The sequence below is a fragment of the Arthrobacter glacialis genome, assembly GCF_002909415.1.
GTDB lineage: Bacteria > Actinomycetota > Actinomycetes > Actinomycetales > Micrococcaceae > Specibacter > Specibacter glacialis.
On record NZ_PPXB01000005.1, the window covers coordinates 129,782 to 148,628 of the forward strand.

General features: G+C 62.2%; 17 protein-coding genes. 3 read left to right on the forward strand and 14 right to left on the reverse strand.

Going from position 1 to position 18,847, the window contains the following annotated elements:
- Window positions 1-84 precede the first annotated feature (84 nt).
- From CVS28_RS07540 to CVS28_RS07555, 5 genes are all read right to left on the reverse strand, one after another.
- On the reverse strand, window positions 85-4,590 hold the full coding sequence (locus CVS28_RS07540) for a CshA/CshB family fibrillar adhesin-related protein (protein WP_165788097.1): 4,506 nt from the start codon (window positions 4,588-4,590) through the stop codon (window positions 85-87).
- 398 nt (window positions 4,591-4,988) lie between these two features.
- Entirely contained in the window at window positions 4,989-5,324 is a 336-nt protein-coding gene (locus CVS28_RS07545; protein WP_103465270.1) for a histone-like nucleoid-structuring protein Lsr2, read from the reverse strand.
- Window positions 5,325-5,420: 96 nt separating this feature from the next.
- Window positions 5,421-5,573 carry a hypothetical protein gene (locus CVS28_RS19640; protein WP_165788098.1) on the reverse strand — a complete coding sequence of 51 codons (153 nt, stop codon included), beginning with the start codon at window positions 5,571-5,573 and terminating at the stop codon, window positions 5,421-5,423.
- A 13-nt stretch (window positions 5,574-5,586) separates the two neighbouring features.
- Window positions 5,587-7,035: a lysine--tRNA ligase gene (gene lysS, locus CVS28_RS07550; protein WP_103465269.1), complete on the reverse strand. Its 1,449-nt coding sequence runs from the start codon at window positions 7,033-7,035 to the stop codon at window positions 5,587-5,589.
- A 125-nt stretch (window positions 7,036-7,160) separates the two neighbouring features.
- Window positions 7,161-8,207 carry a LacI family DNA-binding transcriptional regulator gene (locus CVS28_RS07555; RefSeq protein ID WP_243399757.1) on the reverse strand — a complete coding sequence of 349 codons (1,047 nt, stop codon included), beginning with the start codon at window positions 8,205-8,207 and terminating at the stop codon, window positions 7,161-7,163.
- Window positions 8,208-8,374: 167 nt separating this feature from the next.
- Between CVS28_RS07555 and uriH the strand changes: the two genes are divergently transcribed.
- From uriH to CVS28_RS07570, 3 genes are read left to right on the forward strand one after another with little or no spacing between them, the layout of a single operon-like run.
- Window positions 8,375-9,358: a uridine-preferring nucleoside hydrolase UriH gene (gene uriH, locus CVS28_RS07560; RefSeq protein WP_103465267.1), complete on the forward strand. Its 984-nt coding sequence runs from the start codon at window positions 8,375-8,377 to the stop codon at window positions 9,356-9,358.
- Window positions 9,355-10,779 (forward strand): uridine transporter UriT, encoded by a 1,425-nt coding sequence (gene uriT, locus CVS28_RS07565; protein ID WP_103465266.1) that lies wholly within the window; start codon window positions 9,355-9,357, stop codon window positions 10,777-10,779. Before uriH ends, uriT begins: the two co-directional genes overlap by 4 nt.
- Window positions 10,776-11,717: a ribokinase gene (locus CVS28_RS07570; RefSeq protein ID WP_103481149.1), complete on the forward strand. Its 942-nt coding sequence runs from the start codon at window positions 10,776-10,778 to the stop codon at window positions 11,715-11,717. Before uriT ends, CVS28_RS07570 begins: the two co-directional genes overlap by 4 nt.
- A gap of 96 nt (window positions 11,718-11,813) precedes the next feature.
- On the opposite strand, the gene panC is transcribed toward CVS28_RS07570, so the two are convergent.
- From panC to folE, 9 genes are all read right to left on the reverse strand, one after another.
- Window positions 11,814-12,731, reverse strand: coding sequence for a pantoate--beta-alanine ligase (panC, locus tag CVS28_RS07575; RefSeq protein ID WP_103481150.1), 918 nt, complete (start codon window positions 12,729-12,731; stop codon window positions 11,814-11,816).
- A gap of 26 nt (window positions 12,732-12,757) precedes the next feature.
- Entirely contained in the window at window positions 12,758-13,675 is a 918-nt protein-coding gene (locus CVS28_RS07580; protein WP_165788094.1) for a Rossmann-like and DUF2520 domain-containing protein, read from the reverse strand.
- Window positions 13,665-15,146: a PH domain-containing protein gene (locus CVS28_RS07585; RefSeq protein ID WP_243399758.1), complete on the reverse strand. Its 1,482-nt coding sequence runs from the start codon at window positions 15,144-15,146 to the stop codon at window positions 13,665-13,667. Before CVS28_RS07585 ends, CVS28_RS07580 begins: the two co-directional genes overlap by 11 nt.
- An 11-nt stretch (window positions 15,147-15,157) precedes the next feature.
- Window positions 15,158-15,679: a PH domain-containing protein gene (locus tag CVS28_RS07590; RefSeq protein ID WP_103465261.1), complete on the reverse strand. Its 522-nt coding sequence runs from the start codon at window positions 15,677-15,679 to the stop codon at window positions 15,158-15,160.
- A complete protein-coding gene (locus CVS28_RS07595; protein WP_243399759.1) occupies window positions 15,672-16,187 on the reverse strand; it encodes a DUF3180 domain-containing protein in 516 nt (171 codons plus the stop codon). The genes CVS28_RS07590 and CVS28_RS07595 overlap by 8 nt, the downstream gene beginning before the upstream one ends.
- Window positions 16,188-16,293: 106 nt before the next feature.
- Window positions 16,294-16,818, reverse strand: coding sequence for a 2-amino-4-hydroxy-6-hydroxymethyldihydropteridine diphosphokinase (folK, locus tag CVS28_RS07600; protein ID WP_103465259.1), 525 nt, complete (start codon window positions 16,816-16,818; stop codon window positions 16,294-16,296).
- Window positions 16,818-17,216: a dihydroneopterin aldolase gene (gene folB, locus CVS28_RS07605; RefSeq protein ID WP_103465258.1), complete on the reverse strand. Its 399-nt coding sequence runs from the start codon at window positions 17,214-17,216 to the stop codon at window positions 16,818-16,820. The genes folK and folB overlap by 1 nt, the downstream gene beginning before the upstream one ends.
- Window positions 17,213-18,178 carry a dihydropteroate synthase gene (folP, locus tag CVS28_RS07610; protein ID WP_103481154.1) on the reverse strand — a complete coding sequence of 322 codons (966 nt, stop codon included), beginning with the start codon at window positions 18,176-18,178 and terminating at the stop codon, window positions 17,213-17,215. The genes folB and folP overlap by 4 nt, the downstream gene beginning before the upstream one ends.
- Before the next feature lie 11 nt (window positions 18,179-18,189).
- On the reverse strand, window positions 18,190-18,828 hold the full coding sequence (folE, locus tag CVS28_RS07615; RefSeq protein ID WP_207797175.1) for a GTP cyclohydrolase I FolE: 639 nt from the start codon (window positions 18,826-18,828) through the stop codon (window positions 18,190-18,192).
- Between the last annotated feature and the right edge of the window lie 19 nt (window positions 18,829-18,847).

Below are 18,847 nucleotides of genomic sequence, written 5' to 3' on the forward strand. Positions count from 1 at the left end.
TACTTTGCTTCGATTGTGTGCTTAAAGTGCGACGGCGAGATCACCGTGTGTGGTGATCTCGCCGTCGTTCATGGCTGGGTGGGGCTAGCTGCGGGTGCGCCGGCGGCTAAATTGCATGAATAGCAATCCGCCCGCCAACAGCAGCGCTCCGCCCAAGGCGAACACCATGGAGGTGGCGCCGGTGCTGGCCAGAGGCTTGCCCAGCTTCACCGTTACGGTGTTTGACGCCACCGGCGGCAGTGGATTGGCAGTCTTGGCCACAAGCGCCGTGGTGGTTGCCGTGTTGACCACCTTGCCGGCCTTCACATCAGCTTCGGTAGTGACATATTTGGCACTCACCGTTGCGGACTGACCCGGCGCCAGAACCCCAACGCCCAGTTTGTCCACACCGATGCGGGCGTCCGTAACAGTGGCGTTTGTCAGCGTCACGTTACCGGTGTTGCTCACAAGGAAACTGAACTCCAGGGTCTGTCCTGCCTTCTCGAAGGTCTTCTGCTTGGCCGACTTGAGAACTGTCATGGCCGGTTTTTGCACAGCAGGAGTGGTGAGCGTGTTGGAAGGAACTGCCACGATCGGCTCCGTGCCTCGCGGCGGCGTGCCTGTGGTGGAAGCAGTGTTCACAATGGCGCCGGAATCAAGGTCATCCTGCGTCACCGTGTACTTGGCCTGTGCCGTCCCACTCTGGCCCGGGGCAAGACTGGAAGGCGTCACCTCAAGGTCTTCCGCGCCAATGCGGGGATCGGCCACGGTAATCCCTGACATGGTGACGTTGCCAGTGTTGGTGACAGTGAAGCTGTACTCCAGCGCCTGTCCCACCTCGGCAAAGTCGCTCGCATTTGCACTCTTTTGAACGGTCAGCGCCGGCTCGGCGGTGCCCGGCAAATTGACGGTGTCAGGCGTGGACTCCACCGGCGGATTGCCCAGCGGCGGGACGCCCGTGGCCGTGGCAGTGTTGACCACGTCCCCGGCATCAACATCTGCCTGGGTCACCTTGTGGGTGGCCTGGAAGATTGCCTGCTCCGTGGGAGCCAGCGTAATGCCCGACGGCGCCGCAACAGCCTTCCCGCCAAAGGTGAGGGTCCCGGCGTCGACCTTTTCATCGGCAACCGTGACATTGGCAATCGTTGTGTTGCCCGTGTTCGTGACAACAAACTGGTAGGTGATGTTCTCGCCAACCTTGGGCAGCGCGGTGACAGTTGCGGACTTCTTGATGTTCAGGGCTGATGCCTGCACGGCGGGAAGGGCCACCTCGTTGGAGGGAACCTTCAACGGCTCGCCTCCGGCTGGGGCAGATCCGGCCACCGTGGCGATGTTCTTGACGACACCGGCATCCACATCAGCTTGTGTCACCACATACTCCACAGTGGCTGTCCCGGAGGCCCCCGGAGCCAGGCTTGCCGGAGTGACGGCGATGCTCGGTACGCCGACGCGGGGGTCGGTGACAGTCAGCTGGGACAAGGTCACATTTCCGGTGTTGGTGACCCTGAAGGTGTAGTTGATCTTCTCGCCGGCTGCAGCGAACTTCTCCTTGTCAGCGCTCTTGACGAACGTCATTGCAGGATTGGCCGGAGCCGTTACCACAATCTCGTTGGAGGGCATGGGAGCAATCGGAAGCTCTGCGCCGGGCTGCTTTCCCACCACGGAGGCAATGTTGCTGATCCGGCCGGCGTCTACATCGGCCTGCTTGACCGTGTAGTTGGCAGTAGCCGTTCCGGTCTGGCCCGGTGCCAGCGTGGCCGGGGTTACCGCCACGGAGCCCACACCAATGCGGGCATCCGCCACTGCCACATCGTTCATGGTGACGTTGCCGTTGTTGGTGACGGTGAAGGTGTAGTCAAGGACGTCGCCGGCTGCAGCAAACGCGCTCTGCTTGAGCGACTTGACCACCTGCAAGGAGGGATTCTGATCCGCAGGAATGGTGACGGTGTTGGAGGAGACAGGACCAACGGCCTGGCCCTTGGGTCCGGTTCCTGAGACGGTTGCCGTGTTGACGATCTTGCCTGCATCCAGGTCTGCCTGGGTGACGGTGTGGCTGATGCTCAGCTGTCCGGTCCCGCCGGGCTGCAGTGTTGCCGGGTTCAGGGCCACGTTCGCGGCACCGATGCGGGGGTCGTTGAGGACAATCTCCGAAACATCCACATTTCCGTTATTGCGCACATCCAGCACGTAGCTGATCCGCTGCCCAACGGTGGCGTACTCTGTGGTGGCACTGGATTTGCCCAGCGTCAGGGATGGCGTCTGGACGGCTGGAACCGTGACCACGTTGGAGGAGATGGTCGGCAGTGCCGGACTGCCGACGGGCGGGGTGCCCGACACGGTGGCGGTGTTGATCACTGCGCCGTTGTTAAGGTCCGCCTGGGTGACGGTGTAGACAGCCGTTGCCGTGCCCACCTGGCCCGGGGCAAGGGTCGACGGCGTGACCGCCAGGGTTGTGGCGCCGATTCGAGGATCGGACACCGAAACCCCGGTGAGTGGCACGTTTCCGCTGTTAGTCACGGTGAAGGTGTAGTTGAGTGTGTCACCGACAGCATCAAAATCGCCTTCGGCCGCAGCCTTAACAAGTGTCAACGCGGGATTCTGGCGGGGAATGACCACTTCATTGGAGGAAACAGGTTGGATCGGCGTTGCAGTGGCCGGCGGGGTGGCCGTGGCCGTGGCAACATTGCTGATCGAGCCCGCGAGAACGTCCGCCTGCGTCACCGTATAGTCCACGAAGGCGGTCCCACTTTGCCCGGGTGCCAGCGAGACGGGGACCACGGCAAGAGCCGTAGCGCCTGCGCGCGGATCGCTAACGGTGGCACTTGCCAGTGTTGTGTTTCCGGTGTTCCGCACGGTGAAGGTGTAGCGAATCACCTCACCCAGACTGCCGAACATGGTCCTGTCTGCGCTCTTGGCGACGGTCAGGGCCGAAGTACGGGCCGGGGTTGTCACATTTTTAGTGGATGGGGTTGAGCTCACGGCAGCGCCGGTGGGCGGGGTGCCCCCAGCCGTGGCCGTGTTGGACAGGAGGCCCGCATCAATGTCGGCCTGGGTGACTTGGTAGCTGGCCGTGGCCGTGCCGGTGGCACCTGCGGCAAGGATTGCCGGTGTGACGGGCAGCGGCGTTGCCGAGACTTTGGCATCGTTGACAACAACGTTGCTCAACGCCACGTCACCGGTGTTGGTGACGGAGAAGCTGTAGCTGACGGTTTCCCCAACGGCGCCAACACTGTTCGTGTTGGCCGATTTCACCACACTGATGGAAGGGCAGTCCGCGACGGGAATGAGGTAGTCCTCAACTTCACCGTCCAGGGCTGAGCCTGTGGGGTCCGCAATGTCACTTGGCGCCGTGGCGATCCTGAACCGCGCCCCCACACCGGCAGTCGTGCCGGAAATGGGCGCGTGTGCCCAGCTGAAGGTCACCTGCTCATTGGCAACCATGGCCGCGGCAGACTTCTCGCCGGCCTCGAATGCGCCGTTGTTGTTCCAGTCCATCCAGGCCGAAGCCGGCATGCCATTGGCATTTTTCGCGATGGCCGTGACGCTGTAGGTATTTTCGCAGCGTTTCAAGGCCGGGAAACCACTGCCGGCAAGGCCTGTGAGCTGGGTTCCGCCCTCATCACCGGCGCCGGCCGGAGTCTTTTCATCCGTCACCCAGTTGACCCACGCGGCGTCGCGTGTTGCGGCTTCCCCGTCCGGGGCAACACTGCCCAGGTAGGGTGTGGCGCCGCCATTGAACAGCACACCCGGGGCGCCCGCTTGCCCGGTGGCAATGCGTGCCTGGTTGATGCTTCCCTGTGGGGTCCAGGAAAGCAGGTGGGAGGCATCGCCGAAGCTTGTTGGTGCGTCACCGCGTTCCACCGGGAGCATGAGGCCCAACATGACGTTCTGAAGTCCGGAGGAGTTGATGGCGACAGTCACCTCGGTGGGTGCACTGGGCTGACCGTTGCCCAGTCGCGGCCCCATGGAAACACCGATGGGAGCCACACCTGCAGCGCTGCCGATGTCTGTGATCCAGTTGCCCATGGTCTGCGTGCCAAAACCACCATTGACACCCAAACCGAAGTTGTTTTGGCGCCACATGACGGCACCTGCGCGCGTCGTGTTGTCAATGTTCTGCCACGGCGCACCATTGGTAGTGAACCGGATTTGTTCGCTCGGCCCGGCGCTTTCGCCGTCGGCTGCAATGACATCAACAGGAACGGGCCGGCCGTTGAATACGGCCGACATGGTGACTTTAAAGGTGGCCTGGGAATTTGCCGCGTTTGGCGTCAGAACCGACCACTGATTGCCCGTGTTGTACCCGTTTCGCCGGATCTCCGAATAAGTTCCGTCCTGCGGGGTTGCCCGGACGCTCCGGCTGGCCGAGGCAGTGACTTCTGAGAGCGTTGCCGTGACGGTGTAGCCAGGCAGCGGATTCACGGTGAGCGTGGTTCCATTGTTGACCTGCTGGCCATTCGTCAGGCCCGTGGCGCTGGTCCAGTCAAACCAGTAGATGGATCCTGCGTACCGGCCCACGCCGCTGGCGTAGTCGGCCTGCGCGGGGGTGCTTGTGGCGAGCTGCACGCCAGCGGTAATTCCTGCGACGGCCAGCACAAACGCCAACATCATGGCAATTCCCTGGCGGAGCGTGCGACGGGTTCTCCTTCCCGGATACTCATACGTTGACCGGGAGAAAACAGGTGTCATCACGGAAAGGAACCTAACTGCCGCTGCGAAGGGGGATCTCCGGAATTGCCGGGGAACAATTAGGAATTTGTAGCACTACGAACGCACAGAAAAGCCCCAATAGTACAAAAAGTACCAACTTGGAGAGCGTTTTTCAAATCCTCCCGGTCCAGACAATCGCCACATTTGCTGGCGCCGAAAGCTTAAACGACGACGGCGAGCTCACCACAGGTGGTGAGCTCGCCGTCGTACAGGGGTCCCCAGCGCCCCAAGAAACTACTGTGGGCCCACGCCCGCGAGGGCCCCGCACCGAGCTTGCGAGGTGTGGGAGCGGGTGGGGATCATGCCTTTGCCGCGTTGTAGGCGTCACGAATTTCGGCCTGAATGCGGCCGCGCTCGTGAACGTCATAGCCGTTTTCACGTGCCCAGGCGCGGATCTCAGCTACGTCACTGCCCCCCTTGGGGGCAGCGGCGGCCGGTCCGCGGCCGCGAACTGCCCGGCCACCGGCGCGGCGGCCGGCACCAATGTATTTGCTCAGCGCATCGCGCAAAGCCTGGGCGTTATCGGCGGACAGATCAATCTCATAATTGATCCCATCCAGTCCGAAGATGACATTCTCATCTGCCGGGCTCTGATCGATATCGTCTACAAGCGTGATATGAATTTTCTGTGCCATGGGGAGTAATCGCCTCACATAGTTTGATGAATACTTCATTATCAATTATGGTGCGAAAATTAACTCGAGTCAAAGAATTAGTTAAAAATGCTTGATTTAAGCCCCGGGCTCGCGTTTGGAATCGGCATCCCGTTCAGCCTGCGCCAACGCGTCACGCTCGGAGCGATCCGCGTTGAATATTGCCTTCATGGCGAAGTAAAAAAGAGCTCCAACGCCTAAAGAAGGCAGGATAACCGCAACATATTCCATAACCGGCCGGCTCCTACTCTGGTTTCATCAAGGGGAAAAGAATGGCTTCACGGATTCCCACACCCGTGAAGAGCATAACGAGGCGGTCCACACCTAAACCGAGGCCACCCATGGGTGGTGCGCCGTATTCAAGTGCGCGCAGAAAGTCTTCATCCAATTGCATTGCCTCGGGATCTCCCGCTGCTGCGGCCAGCGACTGGGCGGCCAGGCGCTCACGCTGAATGACAGGGTCAACAAGTTCCGAAAACGCCGTTCCTGTTTCCTTGCCGTCAATGACCAGGTCCCACGCCTCAATCAAATTGGGCTTGTCGCGGTGCTGGCGCGCCAACGGCTGGGCCGACGGCGGGTAGTCGCAAACAAAGGTGGGCTGAATAAGCGTTGGCTCAACAATTTCACCAAACAGCTCGGTAACGAGCTTCTGCGCATCCCAGGCCGCATCAATCTTTATCTCACGATCAGCGGCAATGGCACGCAATTGATCGGCGGTTGTGTCAGGGGTAATTTCCTGGCCCACGGCAGTGGAAAGGCCCTCGTAAACGGGGAGCCAGGGCCATTCGCCGTCGAGGTTAATCTCACCGCGCGCACTTTGGATCACGCGTGTTCCCGTGGCATCTGCCGCAGCCAGAATAATGCGCTGCATGGTCTTGGCCATGGTGAATTGATCACCGTAAGCTTCGTAGGCCTCCAGCATGGTGAATTCCGGGCTGTGCGTTGAATCAACGCCTTCATTGCGGAAAATACGCCCCACTTCAAATACCTTGTCCATGCCGCCCACCACTGCACGCTTGAGGTACAACTCAATAGCAATACGCAATGTCATGGGCTGGTCAAAGGCATTCAAATGCGTATGGAAAGGACGCGCCGAGGCGCCACCATGAATCAACTGCAAAATGGGTGTTTCAAGTTCAATGTAATCTTCGCCATGAAGAGTGTCCCGGATTGCTTTGACAATCGCTGAGCGCATCTTGACCTGCTGGCGGGCGGTGTCGCGAACAATCAAATCAACGTAGCGTTGACGGACGCGCATTTCCTCGGACAATTCCGCGTGCAATACCGGAAGGGGGCGCAGGGCCTTGGAGGCCATCTGCCATTCTTCGGCCATGATGGAAAGTTCGCCGCGGCGGGAGCTGATGACTTCACCCTTGACAAACACATGGTCGCCCAAGTCAACCAGCGCTTTCCAGTCAGCCAGTGACATCTCGCCAACATTGGCCAGGGAAAGCATGACCTGCAGGCGGGTGCCGGCGCCGGACTGCAAGGTGGCGAAGCAAAGTTTTCCTGTGTTGCGCACAAACACCACGCGGCCCGTGACACCCACAATGTCACCGGTGCTGGAGTCGGCTTCCAGCTCGGGGTACTTCTCGCGGATTTCCTCCAACGTATGGGTCCGTGCCACCCCTACCGGGTATGCCTCTTCGCCTCGTTCAAGCAATTTGGCACGCTTGTCCAAACGAACGAGCATTTGCTCAGAGACGTCACTGGGTTCAGGGGAAGGGTTATTTTCTGCGCTCACGAGATACCAGTTTAGTGGTTGATTCTGGGTGAATCCTCCGTGCCATATGAATGACGGCCGGATTGCACCCAAGATCACCCCCGGGCGCTGGCATCCGTGGAGCCGCGGACCACCAGAGTGCCGTTGAGCGTGAGCTGTGCAACGGCTACTTCTTCACCCTCCATGAGTCGGCGCAATTGCTTCCCGGCCATCCGCCCCATCTCCATCGCGGGCAAGTGAACAGTCGTCAGCCCCGGATTGGATGTTGCCGAATAAGGCAGGTCATCAAAGCCCGTAACCGCCAGCTCAGCCGGCACGCGAATCCCCACAACACGGGCTTCCTGCAAGACCCCGTAGGCGTGGGTGTCAGTGGCACAGACCACGGCAGTCACACCCTTGGCGGCCCACTCGGGCCAGTCTTGCGCAAAGGCAAGCGCTGCAGCACCAACGTCGATGGTGCTGGTGGCCGTTGCCACAACATCAACGCCGAGCCCCGAGGCGTGCCGGCAAAAGGCTTCGCGCCGGACGCGGAACGTTTCCGTTCCAGTGGCGCTGTCCAGATAGGCAACGTTGCGGTGCCCTTGTTCGCCAAGATGGTCGGCCAGCATGCGGGATCCGCTGGCCACGTCAAAATTAACCGACGGCGCCGCGCTTTCAATCCCCGCCGTATCCAGAAGCACCATGGGACCTGTCGAGCGAAGCTCCGCAAGGAACCGTGCACTGGGCGCCTCAACCAGAAGCCCCGCGGGGCGCAATGCCAGCAGGTTTTTGACGTCCTCCGGCTCCGGCGTCTGCCCGGCCTCTGTTACGGAGAGCAGCAGCTGGTATTCGTCCCCGACGGCATCACGAATGCCAGCAATGACCTTGGCGTAGAAGGGATTGGACACATCCGGGGCAACCAGGATGACAATGTTGCTGCGCCCCTTGGCCAAGGAACTGCCCAGGCCGTCCACAACATAGCCCAGCTCATCAACGGCAGCGGCAACCTTGGCAATGTTTTCCTTAGACACCCGACCGGCCGTCTTGCCGCTGGTCACGAGCGATACCGTGGCGGCTGAGACGCCGGCCCGGGTGGCGACCATGGCTGCCGTGACTCGGGTGGAGGCAGCGCTGCGGGATGGGGGTGTCGTTGCCGGTTGCATGGAATGATCGTATAGCCGCCAAACGCACTTTGCCGTAAGCGCAACGCGTTAAGCGCTTGACGTGAATCACGTTAAGCGCTTGACGTTGATCTGATTTGAATGTCACACTTACTCTTGCGCACAGCTCCGGGCTTTTCCGGAACGGTCCCCAACGACGTGGAGAAAAAGTGAACACGGAAGTACAAACCGCCCTGTCAGCCACAGAGCCCCGCAAGATCATCTTGGACTGCGATCCCGGCCATGATGACGCCGTCGCCCTGCTGCTTGCTCACGGCAATCCCAACATTGAGCTGCTGGCCGTGACCACAGTGGTGGGCAACCAGACCCTGGAAAAGGTCACCCGCAACGCCTTGAGCGTTGGCACCATTGCAGGCATTACGGGCGTCCCGTTCGCCGCAGGATGCGACCGCCCCCTGGTGCGGACCATCGAAACCGCGCCGGACATTCACGGCGAGAGCGGCATGGACGGCCCCGCCCAGCCCGAGTCCACGATCGAACTTGACCCCCGCCACGCCGTCGACCTCATCATTGAGCTCATCATGGCCCACGAGCCCGGCACCATCACCCTGGTCCCCACGGCCGGGTTGACCAACATCGCCATGGCCGCCCGCAAGGAGCCGCGCATTGTGGAACGTGTGAAGGAAGTTGTCCTCATGGGCGGCGGCTACCACGTGGGCAACTGGAGCCCCGTGGCCGAATTCAACATCATCATCGACCCCGAGGCCGCCCACATCGTGTTCAATGCGGGCTGGCCCGTGGTCATGGTGGGCCTTGATTTGACCCACCAGGCACTGGCAACCCCGGAAGTATGCGCGGCCATTGAGGCTGTTGGCACCAAGCCGGCCAAGTTCGTCATGGAACTCATGGAGTTCTTCACGAAGACGTACAAGGACGCCCAGGGCTTCGACTACCCGCCCGTCCACGACCCGTGCGCCGTCGCCTACGTCATTGACCCCACCGTCATGACCACCCAAAAGGTGCCCGTGGACATTGAGCTCACCGGCACACTGACGCTCGGCATGACGGTGGCCGACTTCCGCGCTCCCGCCCCGGCGGACTGCAAGACCTCCGTTGCCGTGACGCTGGACCACGAGAAGTTCTGGAACATGGTCACCGACGCACTCGTTCGCATTGGCGAGGTTGACGTATGAGCACCGCGGCAACAAAGGTCCTGAGCAAGCCCGGCAACATCACCGCCTTGATGGTTGCACTGCTGACGGCCTGTGTGGCGTTCCAGCTCAACGCCTCCATGCTCAGCCCCGCACTGGTCACCATGGGCGAGGAACTGAACGCCAGCCAGGCAGCCATTGGCCTGTCCCAAACCTGGTTCTTCACCGCGGCGGCCGTCTTTTCACTGTTCCTGCCGCGCCTGAGTGACATCATCGGGCGCAAGAAGGTCCTCATCGGCATGATGGTCATGATGGGCGTCGGTTCCATCATTTCCGCCATGGCCCCGGACATCACCTGGCTTTTCATTGGCCGCATCATCCAGGGCGTCAGCGGCCCCACCGTTCCGTTGTGCCTGATCATGCTGCGCTCCGCAGTCAAGGACCCGAAGAAGTATGGCGCCCTCATGGGCCTCGTGACGGCCGTCAACGGCGGCATCGCCGGCATTGACTCCTTTGTGGGCGGCTACTTTGCCGAGCACTTTGGCTTCCGCAGCATCTTCTGGCTCATGGTTGTCATCGCCGCGATTGCCGTGGTCTTGATTGCTCTCCTGGCCGGCGAATCCAAGCCCGGCGAGGGCACCAAGATGGACTGGCTGGGCGTGTTCTTCATTGTGGTGGCCGTTGGCGCCCTGTTGACTGCCCTGAATGAGGCAAGCAAGCTCATTGGCGGGGTAACCACGCTCCCGCTCGTCACCTCGTTGGCACTGGCCGTGGTCTCCGTACTGTCGTTCATGGCCTTCTGGAAAGTTGAAAAGGTGTCCACACACCCCATGGTTGAGACGGTGCACCTGCGCCAGCGCTCCACCTGGGCCCCGCTGCTGACAACCACCCTGACAATGACTGGCATCTTTGCCGTCATCAACGGCATTGTTCCGGCGTTTGTGCAGGCCGCAGACCCCGGCTTCGGCATTGGCGCAACACAGATGAGCCTGCTCATCTTGACCCCGTACGCCCTGTTGGGCTGGCTTTTTGGTCCCATCACGGGACGCCTGGCGCCGGTCATTGGCTATACCAAGATGCTGCGGATCGGGCTGCTGGGCAGCATTGTGGCCTTGGCCATTATCGGCTTCCTTGGCTTGAACAGCCTGCCGATGATGATCGTTGGCACAGTCTTGCTCGGCATCATGTACGCCGGTACCGTAAACATCATGCTCAACGGCCTTGGTGTGGTGCTCTCCCCCGAAGGAAACCCCGGATTCCTGCCCGGCATGAACGCCGGCGCCTTCAACTTGGGTGCGGGCCTCAGCTTCCTGATCCTGCCGGCCGTTCTGGTGGCGACAACCTCACTGGGCGGCCACGGCTCCTACCTGACAGTGGTCATTGTTTCCCTGGCCATCACGGCCGCAGCATTTGCCGCGTCGCTGCTGGTGCCCAAGCCCGTTGATGCCGAGGTTGCCGCATGACCTCGGCGCGAATTGTTGTGGCCGGTTCACTGAACGCCGACCTGACCATCTACTGCGAAAGGCTCCCCTCCCCCGGGGAGACCCTGCACGGCAGCGGCTTTGCCGTGAACCCCGGCGGCAAGAGCGCCAACCAGGCTGTCTCCGCGGCCAAGCTGGGCGGCAACGTCACCCTGCTGGGCGCTGTGGGTGAGGACCCAAATGGCGACATGCTGGTGGCTTCCACGGCGGGTGCCGGTGTTGACGTCAGCCATGTTCGACGCGTTGCGGAGCCCACGGGTGTTGCCGTCATCTCCGTGGAGGACAGCGGCGAGAACTCCATCATCATTAACGCGGGCGCCAACGGCACCCTTTCCCCCGCCGACATGTCCCCGGCCGTGTTTGTGGGGGCTGGCGTAGTCTGCCTGTGCCTGGAGGTCTCCCTGGACACCGTCCAGGCCGCGGCGCAGGCCGGGCACGACGCCGGAGCAACAGTCCTGCTGAACCTCTCCCCCTACGCTCCGGTCACCGAGGGGCTGGCGCGGCTGACAGACGTCCTGCTCGTCAACGCCCATGAGGCCTCGCAGTTCCTGGACGGCTTCCACCTGCCGGCCCCGGACGCCCCGGTCGGTGCGTGGGCTGGAGCAGTGGAGAAGTTCGCCAGCCGCGGGCTGAACAAGGTGCTGGTGACTTTGGGTGCAGCGGGCTCGGTGGTGTTGGATTCCACCAATGCGGCCCAGCCGGTGGCCCGCATTGCGCCAACACGCGTTGACGCCGTCGACACCACTGGTGCCGGCGACGCCTTCACCGGCGGTGTTGCTGCCCGCTTGGCCGCTGGCGACACCTTGGTTGATGCGGCGCACTACGCGTCCGTGGCTGCAGCCCTGGCCGCCACCAAGAAGGGTACGCAAACCGCGTACCCCACAGTGGCTGAAGTGGCCGAAGTGGCCGCCCGCCTCTAGTCCCCACGCCAGAAACGCCTGCCGAACGTACAGTAGTTGTTGATGTTTAACGGAAACATCAACAACTACTGTACGTTCGGCAGGCGACAGCTGCAGTTAACCGAGGGGCATGTTGTCGATGAGCCGGACCGGGCCCACCTTGGCCGCGATGAGCGCCAACGCCTGGCCCGTGAACGGGGTGTCCTGGCAGTTCTCCGCACGCACGGCCAACGTCACCGGGTCCACCACTTCCAGATAGTCCAGTTCCACACCCGGGGCGCTATTCACCAAGTCCTGGACGGAGACGATGTCCAGCGGCTCGCGGGCGTCGGCACGCCGTTGCAGCAGCCGCAGCGCACGGGAGAGGACCAGCGCGGATTCGCGTTCCTGCGTGGACAGGAAACGGTTCCGGCTGGACAGTGCCAGCCCGTCGGCGTCGCGCACGGTGGGCACGCCCACGATGTCCACGGGGAAGTTCAAATCGGCGACCATCTTGCGCACCAGGGCCAGCTGCTGGGCATCCTTCTGGCCAAAATACGCCCTGTAGGCACTACGTCCGTCGGCTGCCGGTGCCGCCAAACCCGTCTCCGGCCGGCCCAGGTGCAGCAATTTCGCCACAACCGTCAAGGCGCCGTCAAAATGGCCGGGCCGGGAGGCACCCTCATACAGCTCGCCCATGGTTCCGGCGGTCACCCGAATAAGGGGCTCTCCGTGGGGGTACATCTCCTCCACCGGTGGCGCAAACATGAAGTCCACACCTGCCTGATCCAGCAATTCAAGATCAGCCTGTGTGGTTCGCGGATATCTGGCCAAGTCCGTGGCGTCGCCAAATTGCAGCGGATTCACAAACACGGTGGCAATCACCACGTCGTTTTCGGCCGCCGCTGTTGTGGCCAGTTCCGCGTGGCCGGAGTGCAGCGCGCCCATGGTGGGAACCAGGCCGAGTGTGCCGCCTTTGCCAGCCGTACGCTGGGCCAAAAGTGCCGCCGCGGCTGCCTTGAGCTCGGCAATGGAGGTACAAAGTGTGGTGCTCATGAAAATCGCTTTCGAAATCGAGGGGGTCAGCTGAGGACGCCGGGTTCGCCGTCGTCGGAACTCAACGCGGCCTGAACACCAAGATACTCCTCTGCCGAGAGCAGCCTGCGCTTGGCAGCCCGGGCAGCCGTGGCGGAGGACATGGCCAGGTAGGCGTCCAGGACATCAGTGGATGCCGTGTCCAGGGCGTGCTCGCGAAGGGCCGCCGAATGCGCGGCAACGGTGCCAACGTCGCCGCGGGCAACGGGACCCGTCAGCGCCGACTCACCGCTGGTCAACGCGTTTTCCAGGGCCGCACGCAGCAGCGGGCCCAGCACCTGGTTGGGGGCCTCCACGCCAATGTCAGCCAAAATTTGGGCGGCCTGGGCCACCAGGGTGACCATGTGGTTTGCCGAATGCGCCAACGCCGCGTGGTACAGGACCCTGTCCGCCTCCGCAATGACCACCGGCTCGGCCCCCATCTCCACCACCAGGGCCTGGGCAATGGGGAGCATGGCGGGATCCGCCGTGACACCGAAACAGCAATCGCCCAGGCGCGCCAAATCCAGGGTCATGCCCGTGAAAGTCATGGCCGGATGCAGTGCCAGCGCAATGCCGCCGGCGTCCTTGACAGGCGCCAGGACACCCGTGCCAAAGCGGCCGGAGGTATGTGCCACCAGCTGGCCCACCTGCCAGGCGCCCATGGCGCCGAGCCCGCTGACAAGCTCCGGCAAGGCATCATCCGGGACCGCCAGCAGCACCAGTTCGGCCCGCTCCACAATGTCTTGGATCTCCAGCACGGGCACGCCCGGAAGCAACAGCTCGGCACGCTCCTTGGAGGCCTCGGAGACTGCCGAAACCCCAATCACGGCGTGCCCGGCAGCGCGGAGGGCATGCCCCAGGACGGCCCCAACTTTGCCGGCGCCAATGATTCCGATGCCTAGCCGGCCGGGCTTAATCGCCACGTTGGTGCTCCTTCGAAAGATCCAGTTGAGATGATGCCGCAGTGTCCGACGGCGCCAGCCACCGTTCGCTGTTGTGGATGCGCCGGGCAGTCGCTGCGCGGGCAGCTTGTTCATCGAACAGCGCCCGGCCTGCCGCCAAGGCCATATGGTGCACCACGGGCCGGATGGGGCCAACCGTGGAGTGCAATTCAAAGTTCACCAAACCAAGCGCAGCCATGAGCGGCCCCTGCGCAAGGACCAGGGACTGTGTGCGCTCGTGCGGGACCACTTGGAGCCTGCGGAAGAATCTCCCATGCCGGCACAGCAGGGCTGTGTCGGTGGCCCGGAACGCGTTGTACCGCCAGGCGAGGGGGTCGATCCACCGCGCCGACCGCGGCGAGTGCACAAAGCCTTGGGCGTTGCCCGGGCCCTGCAGGCCTGCGGCAAACACCTCGAAGGGGTTCTCGACACCGGGGTTGGGGAACACCAAACCCAGGACAGCCATGACCTCATCAAGCGTTCCTACCGGCAGCATGACGGTGCGGGAGCCGCCCTCGCTGACGTCGGAACCGTAACCGGCAACGTTGACGTGCACCCGGTACCAGCCGAAGCGGCGCCAGATGGGGCCTTGACTGATTCCCACCGCCTGCACCCGGCCGGGCGGGATGGTTTGCGCACGGGTTTCCAGCATGCCGTAGTGCAGCCGCACCCCGTCAGGGGAAACCGCCACCCGGAAGTTGAAATCGCCGGTGATGGTTTTCCAATACTGGGCGCCAATGCCAATGAAGATGGGGATGGCGGCCACCAGAATGCCGGGATGGCCGGTCCATTCGAGCGCAACGATGCTTGCGACCACCACGATGAGGGCAAAAACTGTTGTGCTGGAGAAAATTGCCGCCCCAAAGATCCGGGCGGGCTTCAGGGCCAGGATGTGTGTTTCCGGCGCTTCCTGTATGTGCTGCGGCGCTTGCGGGTCAATGACCACGCCCGCCGCCCTGGCAAGAATGGCCGCCCGCAACCGCTTGGCCTCGGCAAGCTTGAGGAAGGAGAGCTTCATGGCCGACTTGCCGCCGTCGGCCACTTCAAACTTCAGCTCAGCCAGCCCAAAGGCCCGCGCCACCAGCGGCTGCACCACATCGATGGCCTGGACCCGGTCAATCCGGGCACGCCGTTGCTGGCGGAAGATCACCCCGGAATTGATATGAACGTGCTCATCGGTCACTTGGTAGCGGGTGAAGCGCCATTGCAGGAAAAAGCTCACACCGAAAATGACGACGGCGGCGCCCACCACTGCCAACACAAGCACTGCCGGCGCTCCCCCAGGCCCCGGTCCGGAATTGCCCAGGCTGCTGGAAAACAAGGTCTCCAGCGAGTTGCGCCCGAAGATAAAAAGCACTGCCACCACGGCTACCCAGCCGCGCACCAGGGGCGAGACGGGGTGTACACGGTGCCAGGATTCGGGGGCATCGGTGGTGAAGGGTTGCTCGCTCACAAGTTGATTGCTCACAAGCCGGCCAGTTTCGCCTCACCGCGGGCCGAGAGCTGTTCCCGCAGCCGTGCAGCCTCGCCCGCCGGCAGGCCGTTGATCAAGGCGTTGGTGCCCGGTGAGGCGGTATGGAGGTGGATGGTGCTCAGGCCAAGCATTCGTTCCAACGGCCCCATGGTGACATCCACGTATTGCATGCGCCCGTACGGGACCACCATGACGCGGTGGAACATGATGCCGCTGCGGATCAACAGGTCATCATTGCGCTCGGCGTAGCCAATGGCCCGCACCTGGCGCGGTATCAGGATCATTTCCCAGACGATGGAAATTGCAATTACTGCTGGCAGGCCCCACCCCAACCATGCCGGGTACCCACCCCACACGTCTGTGAGGCGCAGGATCAGCGGCACGGAGGTGAGGGCTAGGAGGATCAGCCCAACAATTCCCCGCTCAATGAATCGTGCTGTAACAAGTTTTTCGGATACTCGCAGGAATTTCACGTCGGCCGGGTCAATGGCGCTGCTGTGTTGCTCAGGCAAACTCTTCCTCCCCGCGCCCCTCACGCTTGGTACGCGGCTTCACTGGTGGCTCGGTGTCTTCCGGGGGAAGCTTGCAAAAACGCTCCACAATAACGCCAACGACAACCATCACCAGGGCCCCGGCCATGAGAGCAACCATTTGCCAAATCACACCAAGGTCAATGCGCATGGAGATGGTGGGCAGCTGGTCCATCAAAATGCCCGTGTGCCAGCCGAACAGTACGGCACCGGCATAGGCGCAGGCCTGTGCCAGCACCACTGTCCGGGCCGCCATGAGCGGGTCAAGGGCTTTCTCCCTGTTCCCATCACGCCAGCGGCGCACCTTCAGGCCAAGGATCAGGCACACAACCGCTATCAGGCCCATGGTGATCATTGAGCTCAGTGGCAGCACGGGCAGCGGCAGGCTGGCACGGGAGGTGAGTTCCGTGGCCACGAAACCAAGAACTGCCAGAACAATACTGATGGCCACTAGCCATGCAGGCCTGATGGTCCGCATTGTGCTTCTCATGGTTGCCTCACCGATTCGCTTTGGAACTTATCATTTAACCGTACTGGCTTTTTGTCCGTTTGGACTTCTTGCGCACGCCAATTCTTGGCCGTGCCACTGGCGCTTCCTAGGATCCCTGTTCCATGGGTGCGTTGAGAACATGGGCAATGCCTGCCATGTCCGGGGCGTCCGCGGCCAGCTGCGCCACCAACTGCCCCACCAGCGTTGCGCCCGGATCCATGAGCGACCACGGATAAAGCACAAACGCCCGCCCGGCTGCGCGCGGATGCGGAAGGGTCAATACTGGGTCATCGCTTGTTTGATCGCCGTACAAAATGATGTCCACATCGAGGGTGCGGGCGCCCCAGCGCACTTCACGGGTCCTGTGGTGGGCCAGCTCCACGGCTTGGCAGTGAGCCAGCAGCTCGTAGGGCCCCAAAGTGGTGTCAACGGCTATGACCATGTTCAGGAAATCCGGTTGCCCGCCGGGTCCACCCACGGCCTTGGTGGTGACAATCGGAGATACGTTGTGCAGGCGCATTTCTGGGCGGTCCACCAGATCTCCGACGGCGCTCTGAAGTGTTCCTGCACGCTCACCCAGGTTGCTCCCCAGCGCCAAAATGGCGCGGGTTAGCGGGCGGGCATGGCTCATCACCGGCTCCCGTGGGCGTCTTGGAGCTGCTCACGGGTGCGGAAAACTGTAATGCTGACATCACCAAAAGGAACCTGGATGGGTGCCTTGGGCTTGTGAATGGTCACTTCCACGGCGTCGACCAGTGCAAAGTCGGCCAGAATCTTTTCAGCGGTTCGAACGCTCAGCGTTTCAATCAAGTCAAAGGCTTCGCCGGTAACCATGGCAACGATTGTCTCCGCCACGGCGCCGTAGTCAGCTGTCTTCGCCAAATCGTCCGTCTCGGCCGCGGCCGAGACGTCCAGGTGCAGAACAACGTCAGTAATGAACGGCTGCCCGTCACGTTTTTCATGCTCAAACACGCCGTGGTAGCCAATGGCCGTCACACTTGTCAAGGTGATGGTGTCGGAACGGTTCACTGCGAACCCGCGTCCGTGAGCTGGGTAGCTTCCAGCCGCGCTGCACGGCTGCGCTTGCCAGCCAGGAGCCTTGCGGCGACCTTGGCAGCGTCTAGGCTCGCGCCGACGTCGTGCACCCGGACACCCCAAATGCCCTGCGCAGCCGCCAGCGCGGTGGTGGCGGAGGTGGCGTCGTCGCGCTCCTTGGGCGCCGCAGCCTTGCCGGCACTCGTCAGCAGTGAGCCCAGGAAGCGCTTCCGGGACGTGCCCAGCAAAACTTTGTTGCCCATGGCGGTAACAACGTCCAGATTGGCCAGCAGTTCCCAGTTCTGTTCGGCGTTCTTGGAGAAGCCGATTCCCGGGTCAAGAATGATGTTTTCCGGCGTGACACCTGCCGCATAGAACTTTTCGCGAACCGCGCTCAATTCCTGCACAACCTCGGCAACAACATCTGCGTACTGGGTCAACGAGTCCATGGAGCGCGAATCACCGCGGCTGTGCATCAACACATACGGCACTTGGCGTTGGGCAATCAAGGCGATCATGTCCGGGTGGACGCGGGCGCCGGAGACGTCGTTGATCAGCCCGGCACCGGCATCCAATGCCAAGGCAGCCGTGGTGGCGTGGCGGGTGTCAACGCTCACCAAGGCACCGGCCTTGGCCAGTGTTGAGATAACCGGCAGGATTCGGCGCTGTTCCTCAAGCTCGTCGACCTCCTGTGCGCCCGGGCGCGTGGACTCGCCACCGACGTCGATGATGTCGGCGCCGCCGTAGAACATGCGCAGGCCGTGGGCAATGGCAGTCTCGGTGGAGTTGTACTCACCGCCGTCGCTGAAGGAGTCCGGGGTGCAGTTCAAGATCCCCATGACCACCGCGCGGTCCTTGGGCAAGGCGGCAAAGCTCGCGACTGATTTGCGTGCCCGAAGAACGGGCAGGGGGGATGTGGCAGGGCCCGTTCCGGGCCCTGCTGCGAGGGAATCCATGGTGTGTGAGGCTACCTTCCGAGAATCAGGCTCATGGCTTCGGCCCGGGTTGCGGGCTCGTGAAGCGAACCGCGAACAGCACTGGTGACTGTCTTGGCTCCTGGTTTACGCACGCCACGCATGGACATGCACATGTGTTCACATTCAATGACCACTATGGCGCCGCGTGGTTTGAGGTGTTCAACCAGCGCTTCGGCAATTTGGGTGGTGAGACGTTCTTGAACTTGCGGCCGTTTGGCGTAAATATCCACCAGCCGGGCCAGCTTGCTCAGGCCTGTCACGCGGCCGTCATCGCCGGGGATGTAGCCCACGTGGGCGCTGCCGTGGAACGGCACCAGGTGATGTTCACAGGTGGAATAGAACGGGATGTCCTTCACCAGCACCATTTCCTGGTGGGCAATGTCAAAGGTGGTGCCCAGGATCTCGGCAGCATCGCTATGGAGCCCGGAGAACACTTCCGCATACGCCTTGGCCACACGCTTGGGGGTGTCGATCAGACCGCTGCGCTCCGGGTCTTCGCCAATGGCCAGCAGGATTTCCCGGACAGCAGCCTCAATGCGCGGCAAATCCACTGGATTATTATTCCCCGCCAGGGCGGCGCCAGCGGCGCCGCCCTGGGTGGAATCTACGTCGTCGTCGTAATCAGTCACGGATGTGATCCTATCGCCG